The following is a 12,284-nucleotide window of genomic DNA, read 5'->3' on the forward strand; positions in this document are numbered from 1 at the left end:
GGTATGATCGCGCATGGAGGGTCCTTCCTCTCCGTCTCCGGCCTAGACAACCCGAGAGGATACAGGAGGGGCCCTCTTCCTGTGGCACAGGGGAGCGACCCGGAATCCGGACAAAGTTAACTCACACTCGGGCCCGGGGCTGTTCTGGACGTGGCCCGTCATGGAGGCGAACACCCTGCGAGTGGACACGCGCACGCGGGTGACCACCTTCTACGCCGAGGAGACCCTCACGGCCGATCTGGTGCCCCTGGATGTGGACGCCGTGCTGTTCTGGCACGTGTGGGACGCGAAGGCGGCCTGTCTGGAAGTGGGCGACTTCATCCGGGCCGTGGAGATGGCGGCCCAAACGGCCCTGCGTGACGCCATCGGCCGGGCGGGGGCCGCCGAGGTGGCCATCCGCCGCGAGCAGCTGGACCGCGAGCTCAAACGGGTGCTGGAGGAGAAGACGGCGCCCTGGGGCGTGACCGTGCTGTCGGTGGAGGTGCGCGACATTTTGCTGCCTCGCGAGCTGCAAGAGGCCATGAGCCTGGAGGCCCAGGCCGAGCAGCGCAAGAAGGCCCGCATCATCCTCATGGAGGCGGAGCAGGACATCTTCGAGACCCTGGCCGAGATGGAGGACTTGGTGGGCGGCCCCGAGGCCGTGGGGCGTCTGCGCACCATGCACCTGCTGAACGAGTCGCTGCGCGAGGGCAAGGGCACCGTGGTTATCCCCAGCGCCTTCGCCGAGGGCTTCAACGAGGGTGTGGGCGACCTGATCAAGGGGTAGGGTTCGAGGCGTCGTTTGGCACGGAGCGCCTTTCTACAAGCAGGCCGCTTGGTTGAAGGGACGGATTCGCTTGAGTTCGGGCTCGAGCTTGCGCCGGGCGATTTCCAGATCGTAGGCCTCCTGGGCGCGAAGCCAGTAGCCATCGGTGAGACCGAAGAAGCGGCAGAGGCGCAAGTCGGTATCGGCAGTGATGGTCCGACGTCCGAGGACGATCTGGCCGATGCGCTGCGCCGGCACGCCGATCTCTTTAGCAAGTCGGTACTGCGACAGACCCAGGGGTTTGAGGAATTCCTCGGAGAGCAGCTCTCCAGGCGTTATGGGATCGAGAAGGTCGGGCATGATGGCCTCCTAGTGGTAGTCGGTTATCTGAACATCTGTGGGCCCCGCTGCCGTCCAACGAAAGCAGATGCGATATTGGTCGTTGATCCGAATGCTCCAAAACCCTTCGCGATCGCCCGATAACTTCTCAAGATGGTTGCCAGGCGGTATGCGAAGGTCCTGGAGGTCGCCTGCGATCTCCAGTTGCCGAAGTTTTCTTCGCGCCACACGTTCAAAGGCGACGAACCGTTGAACACGCTGTCCGCGAGCGAGTAGCTCTGTGCTCTTGTCCGCAAACGTTCTGATCATAATAACTCCTTGCGTTAATAACGTCAAGCATGATTAAATGATTTGGGATTGATATTATAATACGAATAAATGTTTGGTATTCAAGTCTTGACTTTCGCTTGAGTGCGATGTGGCCATCGGCTGCCACATCGCACGGTAATGCGGTTTTGCATATATCCTCAAGAAAGATAGTCTGCTGCAAAAATTGTCCTATGATAATCCTTGCATTGTCATAGGACAATTTGCTATGATGCGCCCGGAAGAATTTGGCCAATTCTTACGGATTACCAGTTAGAGAGGGGCAGAAGCGCTCGCATGAGGAGATGCGGGCCGCGAGCACCGAACGGATTATCGCGCGGACACGAAACGGAGTGTCCGCAAGGACGGATGCCAGCTCGGGCGCGTCGCCGACAAGGGCGACGGCCGGCGAAAGGAGCCCGCCTGCGATACCGCGCGGCGCAGCCCTCAGGGAATTCAAAGGAGGAGAGATGTCGGGAGCACGAAACTCCACGCTCACCCGCAGGAGCTTCCTCAAGACGACGGGCTCGGCGGCCGCCGGGCTCGCCTGCGTGGGCGCCGCTGGTGCTGCCTTGAGCGGTGAGGTGCTGGCCCCTGCCCGGGCCCATGCAGAGGGAGAGGAGCGCACGGCTCATCTGTGCCACCAGTTCCATTGCTTGACGGGATGCAATCTGAAATGCACCATTCGCGATGACCGCATCACGCTGATCGAGCCGAGCGACTTGATGGTCGACAAGAAACACTCGACCATCTGTCTGCGCGGCATCGGCGAGGTCGCGCACATTTACGCACAGGATCGTCTCAAGGTGCCGATGAAGCGCGTTGGCGAACGCGGCGAGGGTGAATTCGTCCAGATTAGCTGGGACGAGGCCATCCAGACTATCGCCGACAACCTGAAGGAGGCCCAGCAGAAATACGGCGAGGGATCGGTCTTCATCCGCAAGTCCACCGAGGCGGGTATAGAATTCGACTTCCTGGCCCAGCTGATCCATGCGGATTCTGGCGGCAACTGGGGACTCGACCGCGGCCAGGCCAACGGCCTGGGACCGGCTCTGGGCCCGTGGAGCTATCTTTCGAACCGCTCCCACTGGGAGTTCAAGGATGCGGCCACCATTATCGAGCTGAGCCACAATCCCTTGGAGAGCGCCATGGTATGGTCGCGCCCGCTGATGGATGCGAAGGAGGCGGGCACCTACATCGTGACCATCGACCCGCGCTTCACAGGCACGGCGGCGAAATCCAACGAGTGGCTTCCCGTGTGTCCCGGTACCGACGCGGCGATTATCCAGGGCATGCTGAAGGCCATCGTGGACAATGGCTGGTATGACGAGGAGTTCATGCTCAGCCGCACCTCTTGCCCCTATCTGGTCGATCGCGCCACGGGAAAGAGCTATCGCAGCGCCGAGGTCATGGCCCCCAACCCGACCGTGGTCGGCGCCGAGCCCGTGGGGGCTCCCTTCGTGTGGGACACCGTGACCAATGCCCCGGTCCTGTACGACAACGCGACCGCTGTGCCGGCCCTCGAGGGCGAGTGGACGGTGGACGGCATGCAGCTGGTCACCGAGTTCACGCTCATCAAGGAGTGGCTGGATACGATCACGCTTAGTTGGGCCGCGCAGACGTCGGGCATCGACGAGCAGGTTATCGTGAACTTGGCCGACCGCTATGCCAACAACGGCCCTGCCATTATCGACATCGGGCTGGGTGGTGCCGACAAGTACACCAACGCCGATGTGCTGGGCCACTCGACGGCTCTGCTGGTGGCCTTGACCGGCCAGTACGGCAAGAAGGGCGCGGGCCTCGGCTCCTATTGCGGCTTGGGCTCCAATGATCCTTCGGCAACGCTCAACTACTGGGTTCTTCCCGAGGAGTACCACTACGGGGAAAGCCCGGTTGCCATGTACGACATGCCCTACCAGGAGAACAACATTCATGCGGCCCTGACATTCGGCGATGCGTTCACCCTTGAGGCCGGAGCGGCGAACGACATGCTCGAGTGGGTGAAGTCCCTCGACTTCTTCGCCATCGTCGACCTGTACCACTCATCGGCGGTGGACTACGCCGACATCGTATTGCCGGCCTGCACGAAATTCGAGTGCGAGGAGAACGTGAAGCAGCTGCGCGACAGCATGGGCCACGTGATGCTGGCCAACGGCATGGTCGCCCCGCTGTTCGAATCGAAGAGCGACTTGCAGATCGAGCGCTTGCTCGCCGCCCAGTGGGGCCTTGAGGATCTGCTGCCCGAGACCTACGAGGAGCTTGCGCGGTTCATGCTCGACGGCGCAGCGGAGCTCGACCCGCGCATGGAGGGCATCACCTACGACGCTCTGCTGGCCAACGGGGGCGTCATGGCCCTGCCGGAAACCGGCGAAGACTACCTGCCCGACGGATTGGCCGAGGGCTTCCTGACGCCTTCTACGCGCATCGAGCTGTACTACGAGTATTTGGCCGATCAGGGTCATGGGCTGCCGGTTTACGAGGATGCGAACGAGGCCTACGAGAGCAATCCCAAGAAAGAGCAGTTCCCGCTGTACTTCACCCAGGGCAAGAGCCGTTATCGCATCCATGCCTACTACTCTGCGAACGAGTGGTTCCAGGAGGACTTCGGCCCCAGCCTGAACATGGCACCCGAGGATGCCGAGGCTCGCGGCATCGTCACCGGCGACGACGTGCGCGTCTTTAACGATCGCGGCTCCTTCGTGGCGACGGCGCTGGTAAACCGCTCGCTGCAGCCGGGCGTGCTCTTCATGGCCGAGACGACCTACACGCGCTACTACAAGGAAGGGTTCTTGCAGAACGTGACCAACTCGGCGCGGCTCGAGCGCGGCTATTCGATGTTCTTCGGCCCCCAGATTCCCTACAACGATGTGTTGGTGGAAGTAGAGAAGGCGTAGGTGAAATCATGACGAGATACGGAATGGCCATTAACCAAACGCGCTGCATTGGCTGTCAGACGTGCGCTTTTGCCTGCAAGATGCAGAATGGCGTGGCGAAGGATATGCGCTGGAACCGCGTGCTTACCGAAGGGGGCGGGGTGGCAGACGACGCCCAAGGGCAGTACCCGAACCTTACGCGCACGTACCTGCCGCTGGCGTGCCAGCATTGCGAGAACCCCGCCTGCTTGAAGGCGTGCCCCACCGGCGCCACCTACAAAGACGAGGTGGGTCGCGTGGAAATCGACTATGACAAGTGCATCGGCTGCCGCATGTGCATGGCCGCCTGCCCCTACAACGCCCGCTCCTTCAACTGGGCAGAGCCGGCATTCGTGCCCGATTTCGCCTATGGCGACGGGCAGGTCGAGCGCCGGGAACGGGGCGTGGCCGAGAAGTGCACCCTGTGCAAGGAGCGCACCGACCGCGGCGAGGAGCCCCGCTGCGTGCAGTGCTGCCCGCTGGATGCCCGCATCTTCGGTGATCTGGACGACCCGAACTCCGAGGTGTCGAAGGTCATCGTCGAGCGCAAGGCCCGCGTGCTCTTGGAGGAGCAGGGCACCCGCCCGCAGGTCTACTACTTCGAATAGGGAGCGAGAAAATGGAACTGTTCAAGCGAAACAAAGCAGCTACGGCGGTACTGATCGTGCTCGCCTGCGTCGGCGTGGGCGCCTGGATCTACCAGCTCATGGGCGGCCTGGCCGTGACCGGCATGTCCAACGGCGTGTCTTGGGGAGCCTACATCACCATGTTCATGTTCTTCGTGGGCCTGTCGGCCGGAGGCCTCATCGTGGCCTCCTCGGCCAGCGTCTTCCACATCAAGGCGTTCAAGCAGGTGGCCATGCCGGCGGTTATTCTGTCCACGGTATGCATCTGCCTGGCCGGCATGTTCGTGCTCATCGACCTGGGCGGCATTCAACGCGTGTGGCGCGTCGTGACCGGTCCGAACCCGGCGTCGCCTTTGGTGTGGGACATCTGCGTCATCACCTGCTACCTGGTCATTAACATCCTGTATCTGCACTTCATGCGCAAGGGGGCCGAGCGCGCCGTGGCCATGGTGTCTCGCTTCGCCCTGCCCTGCGCCATTCTCGTGCACTCGGTGACCGCCTGGATCTTCGGCCTGCAAATTGCCAAGGAGGGCTGGTTCTCGGCCATCATGGCTCCTATCTTCATGGCGAGCGCCATGGACTCGGGCCTGGCCCTGCTGCTCATCGTGCTGTCGGCGCTGAACGCCTCGGGCCGCTTTAAGACCCCCAAGGAGCTCATCGCGAGCCTGGCCGGCCTTTTGGCCACCTGCATCGCGGTGGATGCCTACTTCATCTTCTGCGAAGTGCTGACCATGGGCTATCCCGGCGCCGCCGGTGCCGAGACGCTGGCCCTCATGGTGACGGGTCCCACCGCCCCGTTCTTCTGGTTCGAAGTTATCGGCGGCCTGCTCGTTCCCTTCTGCGTGCTGGTCTTCGCGAAGAACCGCGCGAAGACGGGGCTTGTGGTGGGCGCGAGCGTGCTGGTGGTGGCGGGCGTGCTGTGCAAGCGCGTGTGGCTGCTGTTCACCTCGTTCATCGGCCAGAATGTGGCCGGCGCCCCGGGTGTGATGACCGCCGACGGCTGGGCGATGGCCGGCTCCTATGCGCCCACGCTCGTAGAGGTGACCATCATTGTGGGCGTAGTGTCGGTGGGCGCCCTCGGCTTCATGGCCCTGGCCTCGAAGCTGCTTCAGCCCGCGGCTGAGGAGGAGACGGTTCCGGCTGCGACCTCCCGCACCAGCGCCCCCGAGCTGGAGTTCGACCCGCAGGTGGCGTAAACGAGGAAGAGATGGGAAGGGGGTTTGGAACTTCGCGGTTGGGTGGAGGCTCTGAACCCCTGCGGCTCGGTCGCCGCTCTTCCGAGTTACAACCTAGAACGTTTCCAACCGGGCCTCCGTGCTGCAACGGAGGCCCGGTTTTCATGTCTTGATGGCCCGGGGTACCGAAGTTGTCAGATCGTCAACGGAATGATGTCCGCCGAGCGGCGTTGGTTACGTAACAGTGACGGGGCTAGCCCCTGTTCAACCGGTTGCTTTCAAGGCCCATGCGGTGAGCCTGATTTTGTGCGCGCGCCTTAACATGGTGTCCATAGGAGATGGTTCCGATTGGCTCGCACCGTAGGGAGGGCGGTGGCACAACGGCAGGAACCAGGATGCGGGCGTTACGGGCGCCGAGCGATAGGAGTTGCCTTATGGAGAAGATTTTGGATCTGGTGCGGTCGAACAACCTGGTGCAGGCGGTGCTGTGCATAGCCTTCGGCTTGTTCCTCATGATTTATCCCTCCATAACTATTCAGGGCATCATCATGCTGTTCGGCGTGGCCCTGGCGCTCATGGGTGCGGCCGGTCTGGTGTCCTACTTCCGCCAGAAGAGCGTGCGCTATCGCAATACGGGTACCCTCATGGGAGCGGTCTTCTACCTCATCATCGCCCTTATCGCCTTCGTGTTTCCCAAGGTGATTGCCGGGTTCTTCTCGGTGGTGCTCGGTGTGGTGCTCATCCTGTTCGCCATCGTGAACGTGGTGCGGGCCCTGGGGTTGCGCGCCTTCGGGGGCAGTATCTGGATCGCCGTGCTCGTGGCCGCCGTCATCGTGGGCGTCGGCGGTGTGCTCATTGTGGTGAATCCCTGGGGCGCTTCCATGACCTTCGTGCTGGTGCTGGGTGCGGCCTTCATCGCCAACGGTGCCGTGGACCTGTTCATCGAATGGTACGCCCGCGACTCCGCCAAGCAGGCCGACTTGATGGCGCGGCCCCGCTAAGGAGCGAGGCGGCCGGCGCGAGGGAGGTGCCGGACTGCGTGCCGGCTCCGTCGCCTTAGAGCGCGCTGCTCGGGCGGTCACCCCGCTGATCGAGCCGTGTCTCGGGCTCGGACGGCACCGCCGCGCTGGCGTTCCCCGCCCCCTTGCGCATCCCGCTGGCTCGCATTCGATTTTGCCGATGGCGGCCCGTCGCGGGCTTCTATAACTTAATTGCTCCATGACCCCTGCTCGCGCGGGGGTCTTTGCTATCATGGACGCCACGCGAGGGCCGACGTTGCCGTGACGGCGCGCCGGCCATGCTCGTTCAAGTTTTTGGTACACGAAAGGAAAAGCGATGTCTGAAGAGAACAGCAATCTTGCCGAGATTCAGAAGCATCGTGAGCAGATCGACGCCATTGACCGCGAGATCGTCGCGCTTTTGAACAAGCGTGCCGGCCACTCGCTGGTCATTCGCGGTCTGAAACCCGGTGCGCATATGGGTCTGTACGACGCGCGCCGCGAGGAGGAGATCTTCGCGCGGGTGGACAGCTACAACGAGGGGCCGCTGTACAACGAGAACCTCCGCGAGATTTATGCCACCATCCTCAAGATCATGAAGGAGACGCCGTCCGTATGAGCGAAGTGAAGATTGCCCCCATCCCCGATCTCGGCCAGCGCACTGACGAGATCACCATTTACGCCGGGCCCTGCTCGGTGGAATCGGCCGAGCAGTTCAACGAGGTGGCGGAGTGCGTCGCCGATCTCGGTCTTTCCTGGATCCGCGGTGGCGCCTTCAAGCCCCGCACCAACCCCCATTCCTTCCAGGGCTTGGGCGAAGAGGCGCTCAAGATCATGAAGGCCGCCGGCGACACCTACGGCCTGAAGACGCTCACCGAGGTCATGGACTCGGCCCACTGCCAGCTGGTGGCCGATTACGTGGACGGCCTGCAGGTGGGCGCCCGCAACTTCCAGAACTTCAGCCTGCTGAAGAAGATCGGCCAGGTGACCGCCGAGAGCCAGCAGATGGTGCTGTACAAGCGCGGCTTCGCCGGCACCATCGCCGAATGGCTGGCCGCCACCGACTACATCACCGACTGCGGCAACAACAACGTGGTGCTGTGCGAGCGCGGCATCCGCACCTTCGAGACGGCCACCCGCTTCACGCTGGACATCGCTGCGGTGCCGGTCATCCACAAGCAGTCGCTGTATCCGGTGTGCATCGACGTGTCGCACCCGGCCGGCCAGCGCGACCTGGTGCCGGCCCTGGCGAAGGCGGCCGTGGCGGCTGGGGCCGACTCGCTCATGATCGAGGTGCATCCGAACCCGCCGGTGGCCCTGTCCGACGGCCCCCAGCAGCTGACCCCGGCCCAGTTCCGCGAGCTCGTCGCTGAGCTGCGCGAGTTGGCCGCCTGCCTGGGCAAGAAGATCGTGTAGGCAGTTTCCCCTTTCGGGAGATCGCAAGGCCCTCGACGCCGATGGCGCGAGGGCCTTTTTCGTGCGCGGGGGGGGGTGGATGCGGTGCGCGCCCGTGCATGCCCGTGCGCTCGCGAGAGGGGGATGGAGCCCGCGCCGTTCACAGGCTCTCGCACATTTCGGCATGATGCCGCTGGTTTTGCGGCGCGCGGCGGGCTATCCCAGGACAGCCAGGGCGATGGCGGCGGTCAGGATGAGGGCGCAGGCGGCCAGGGCCAGGTAGTCCTCGGTATGCAGGGGGTAGTCCTTGTAGCCGCTTTGGCGGGTGCGCAGGTTGAAGCCGCGCACCTCGGCGGCGATGGCGGCGGAGTTCGTCTTGCGCACGGAGCTGACGAGCAGGGGCACGCACAGGGGCATCATAAGCCGCATCTTCTTTGCGAGCGAGCCGTCGAAGGCCACGCCGCGGGCCGTCTGCGCCTCCATGATGCCGGCCATGTCGTTCATGAACACGGGGATGAAGTGCACCGTGGACGTGAAAGTGAAGGCGTACTTGTAGGGCACGTGCAGCTGCTTCACGGCTGAGTTCGTGATGTCGCTCATACGGGTGACATAGAACACGAGGAACAGCGGGATGGCCGCCGCCTCCAGGCGCACGATGGCCGTAAGCGCTGCCAGCAAGCTACCGGTACCGAGGTAGCCCCAGGGCAGGGCGACGAGGGGCGCTCCCGTCGGGGTGGTGAGCAGCAGCACCACGGCCAGGATGAGCGAGAACGCGAAGACGGCCTTCATGAGCCCTGCGGTCTCGCGCCCCAATCCGCAGCCGGCGGCCAGGGCCACGGCTCCGGCGAGCAGCACGCCCAGGAAGATCAGGTTACTCGTGGTGAAACAGGCGATGGCGAACAGGATGGCGCAGACGAGCTTCACCGATGGGTTCATGCGATGGAGAAAGCTCGTGCCGGGCACATACTCCAGGAACTTGGCCATTATCGGGCTCCTTCTGCATTGGGGTTGTCGGGGACCGCGGCCGGGGCGGGGCGCCCGGGAGCCGCTGTTTGGTCGGGGCGGTCGGGCTCCAGCTCATCCAGCATGCCAGCGCCATCGCGCCCGGGGGCCGCCGGTTCGGGGCGGTCGGGGGTCGCTGTCGGATCGGGACGTTCGGCAGCGGGCGCGCCGGCGTCGGCCGTCGTTGCGACGGCGAGGGCGTCTGCCATGGCGTCCACGGTGTTGGCTGCGGCCACGGGCGCGGGGCAGGCGGGCAGCTCGCGCTCAAGGGCGAGGGCGATCGCGGTGATCTGCGGCGGCAGGATGTGGGTCTCGGCCAGGACGGCGGGGTCGCGCAGTACCTCGAAGGTGGGGCCGTCGGCCACCACGCGACCGGCGGTCATGGCGATGACGCGATCGGCGAAGTCGCCCACCACTTCCATGTCGTGGCAGACCATGATGACGGTGGTGCCCTGCTCGTTCAGCTCGCGCACTACGGCCATGACCTTCTCGCACTCGCGGAAATCGAGGCCGGTGGTGGGCTCGTCCAACACGATGACGGGCGGCGCCAGCACGATGATAGAGGCCAGGGCCAGAAGCTGGCGGGTGCCGCGGTTCAGCAGGAAGGGCTCGGCATCGGGCGAAAAGCCGAAGCGCTCGATGACGGCATCGACGCGGGCCTCGGCCTCAGGTCCCTCCTCGCCCAGGGCGCGAAAGCCGAAGAGCAGCTCCTCGCGCACCGTGGCGCAGCAGATCTGCCGGTCGGGGTTCTGGAAGAGGAAGCCGATGCGTCGGGCCAGCTCGCTCGTCTTCAGGGCGCCGGTGGGCACCCCGTCGATGAGCACCTCGCCGGCCGTGGGCTTCAGCAGGCCGTTGACCAGGCGCATGGTGGTGGACTTGCCGGCGCCATTGGTGCCGACGAAGGCCACGAAGTCGCCGTCGCTCACGGTGAAGCTGACATCGCGCAGCACGGCCAGCTCGCCGTCGTAGCTGGCGCTGACGTTCTTGAACTCGATCATGCGAGCACCTCCTTCGCGGCGGCCACGGCGCCGGCCACGGTGCGCACCGCAGGCCCGTCGTACAGGCCGCGGTCGGCCAATGCGTTGACGAGGGTGGTGGCCCGGGGCACGTTCACGCCCAGGGCCAGCAGCGTATCGGCGTGGGCGAGCACGGCCTCGGGCGCGTCGGCGAAGCGGATGCGGCCCCCGTCCACGATGACGAGCATATCGGCGTAATCGGACAGCAGCGCGATCTTCTGCTCCACCACGATGACCGTGGTGCCGTGCTCGCGGGCGTAGCGGGCCAGCAGGTCGAACACGGCCACCGACGAGGCGGGGTCCAGCTCGGCGGTGGGCTCGTCCAGCACGAGCACCCGCGGGCGCAGGGCCAGCACTGATGCCACGGCCACCTTCTGCTTCTGGCCGCCGGACAGGCTGTCGATGGTGCGGTCGCGCACATCGGCGATGCCCATGGCCGCGAGGGCCTCGGTGACCCGGCCGGGAATCTCCTCGCGGGGCACGGCGAAGTTCTCCAGGCCGTAGAGCAGCTCGTCCTCCACCACGGTGGCCACCATCTGGGAATCGATGTCCTGGCACACGCTGCCCACAAGCTGGGACAGATCGGTGAGGGAGGCCTCCATGGTGTCGAGCCCCTCCACGGACACCTCACCGTAGAAGTCGCCGGGGTAGCAGTGGGGGATGATGCCGTTCACCGCGTAGGTGAGGGTGGACTTGCCGCTGCCCGCCGCGCCGGTGATGCCGACGAAGCAGCCGTCGGGAATGGTCAGGTTGATGTCCCGCACCACCAGATCGGCGCCCTCTCGGTAGCGGAAGCTGAAATCTCGGAACTGGATCATGGCGTTCTCCTAGCGCTTCAGGACCTTGGCCAGGGGAGTGGCGAGAATCTGGACGAAGATGGCGTTGAAGGTGGCGGTGCCGAGCACGATGGCCACATAGGCGGCCATGGCCACGGCGAAGCTGCCGCCGACGGAGACGACGTTGATGTAGACGGACAGGGCGGCGAAGGTGAAGCCGGACACACAGGTGGAGATGAAGGTGTTCACGAGGGGGTTGGCGTCGAATTTGCCACCGATCTTCATGGGCACGCGGATGAGAAGGCCGCAGGCCACAGCACCGAGCAGCTCGGAGGGGATGTTCAAGAGCGGCGTGGCGTTCAGCATGGGGATTTGGCAGACGAGGCCGGCGATGAGGCCGATGACGGCTGACTGGGCCAGGGTGGGGCGGATGAGGATGATGGCGAGGCAGTAGGCGGCGATGACGAAGTTCGGCTTCATGCCGAAGGAGGCGAGCAGGCTGCCCACGGTGAGCTTCAGCACGGCACCAGCGGCCAGGAGCACGGCCACGAGAATGAGGTCCTGGATGGACAGGCCTCCCCGCGCCGTTCCAGTGGCCTTCTCGCCGGCTGCCGAAGTGCCGGCGGCGGTGCGGGCCCGGCCGGCCGGGGCGGCGGAGTCGCTGGTGCGCAGGGCGCCAGCGGGAGCCTGGGGGGTTGCGGTCTCGGTGTCGGGGGTGAGGGTGCGCTCGGTCATGACGATCAGTCCTTTCTCGGCGGCGCGTACGGGGCCGCCTGTCGCGCTCGCTTGCTCGCGAGCCTGCCAGTGGATAGCAATTGCCCCGTATCCGACGCCTTCGAGAGGTTCCGGCCGCACCCCAAACAAAAAGAGTTAAGGCTCAAAAAGTGTGCTCCCCACGATGAGTAACCGCGAGGTCGTGCTCGATAAATCGACGCCGCAAGTTGCTCCGCGCCAACTTCTCACTGGCTCAAAAAGCGTGCTCCCGTAGCTGTTG

13 protein-coding genes are annotated in these 12,284 nt (G+C 64.5%); 7 read left to right on the top strand and 6 right to left on the bottom strand.

What is annotated here, in order from left to right:
* Positions 1-79: 79 nt before the first annotated feature.
* Positions 80-766: a slipin family protein gene (locus F8D48_RS10600; protein WP_151431930.1), complete on the top strand. Its 687-nt coding sequence runs from the start codon at positions 80-82 to the stop codon at positions 764-766.
* Between the two features lie 33 nt (positions 767-799).
* Here F8D48_RS10600 and F8D48_RS10605 read toward each other — a convergent pair whose 3' ends face one another.
* Entirely contained in the window at positions 800-1,105 is a 306-nt protein-coding gene (locus F8D48_RS10605; protein ID WP_151431932.1) for a HigA family addiction module antitoxin, read from the bottom strand.
* A gap of 9 nt (positions 1,106-1,114) precedes the next feature.
* On the bottom strand, positions 1,115-1,393 hold the full coding sequence (locus tag F8D48_RS10610) for a type II toxin-antitoxin system RelE/ParE family toxin (protein WP_151431934.1): 279 nt from the start codon (positions 1,391-1,393) through the stop codon (positions 1,115-1,117).
* Positions 1,394-1,860: 467 nt separating this feature from the next.
* On the opposite strand from F8D48_RS10610, the gene F8D48_RS10615 reads away from it, so the two are divergent.
* The 6 genes from F8D48_RS10615 (at position 1,861) to aroF (ending at position 8,517) form a co-directional block, all read left to right on the top strand.
* Positions 1,861-4,284 (top strand): molybdopterin-dependent oxidoreductase, encoded by a 2,424-nt coding sequence (locus F8D48_RS10615; protein WP_170272806.1) that lies wholly within the window; start codon positions 1,861-1,863, stop codon positions 4,282-4,284.
* A gap of 8 nt (positions 4,285-4,292) precedes the next feature.
* On the top strand, positions 4,293-4,910 hold the full coding sequence (locus tag F8D48_RS10620) for a 4Fe-4S dicluster domain-containing protein (protein ID WP_135971056.1): 618 nt from the start codon (positions 4,293-4,295) through the stop codon (positions 4,908-4,910).
* 11 nt (positions 4,911-4,921) lie between these two features.
* Positions 4,922-6,124 (top strand): NrfD/PsrC family molybdoenzyme membrane anchor subunit, encoded by a 1,203-nt coding sequence (gene nrfD, locus F8D48_RS10625; RefSeq protein WP_151431936.1) that lies wholly within the window; start codon positions 4,922-4,924, stop codon positions 6,122-6,124.
* A gap of 413 nt (positions 6,125-6,537) precedes the next feature.
* A complete protein-coding gene (locus tag F8D48_RS10630; protein ID WP_016310627.1) occupies positions 6,538-7,104 on the top strand; it encodes an HdeD family acid-resistance protein in 567 nt (188 codons plus the stop codon).
* Between the two features lie 334 nt (positions 7,105-7,438).
* Entirely contained in the window at positions 7,439-7,720 is a 282-nt protein-coding gene (locus F8D48_RS10635; protein WP_016310628.1) for a chorismate mutase, read from the top strand.
* Positions 7,717-8,517 (top strand): 3-deoxy-7-phosphoheptulonate synthase, encoded by an 801-nt coding sequence (aroF, locus tag F8D48_RS10640; RefSeq protein WP_051190932.1) that lies wholly within the window; start codon positions 7,717-7,719, stop codon positions 8,515-8,517. The genes F8D48_RS10635 and aroF overlap by 4 nt, the downstream gene beginning before the upstream one ends.
* Before the next feature lie 195 nt (positions 8,518-8,712).
* Here the strand turns inward: aroF and F8D48_RS10645 are convergent, their stop codons facing one another.
* Genes F8D48_RS10645 through F8D48_RS10660 form a run of 4 tightly spaced genes read right to left on the bottom strand, consistent with a single transcriptional unit; the run spans position 8,713 to position 12,025 of the window.
* On the bottom strand, positions 8,713-9,480 hold the full coding sequence (locus F8D48_RS10645) for an energy-coupling factor transporter transmembrane component T family protein (RefSeq protein ID WP_151431938.1): 768 nt from the start codon (positions 9,478-9,480) through the stop codon (positions 8,713-8,715).
* Positions 9,480-10,496, bottom strand: a complete 1,017-nt coding sequence (locus tag F8D48_RS10650) for an energy-coupling factor ABC transporter ATP-binding protein (protein ID WP_151431940.1) — start codon at positions 10,494-10,496, stop codon at positions 9,480-9,482. Before F8D48_RS10650 ends, F8D48_RS10645 begins: the two co-directional genes overlap by 1 nt.
* Positions 10,493-11,332, bottom strand: a complete 840-nt coding sequence (locus F8D48_RS10655; protein WP_135971060.1) for an energy-coupling factor ABC transporter ATP-binding protein — start codon at positions 11,330-11,332, stop codon at positions 10,493-10,495. The genes F8D48_RS10650 and F8D48_RS10655 overlap by 4 nt, the downstream gene beginning before the upstream one ends.
* 9 nt (positions 11,333-11,341) lie before the next feature.
* A complete protein-coding gene (locus F8D48_RS10660; protein ID WP_240806323.1) occupies positions 11,342-12,025 on the bottom strand; it encodes a hypothetical protein in 684 nt (227 codons plus the stop codon).
* Positions 12,026-12,284: the final 259 nt, after the last annotated feature.

The organism is Adlercreutzia muris (assembly GCF_008831045.1).
Lineage (GTDB): Bacteria > Actinomycetota > Coriobacteriia > Coriobacteriales > Eggerthellaceae > Adlercreutzia > Adlercreutzia muris.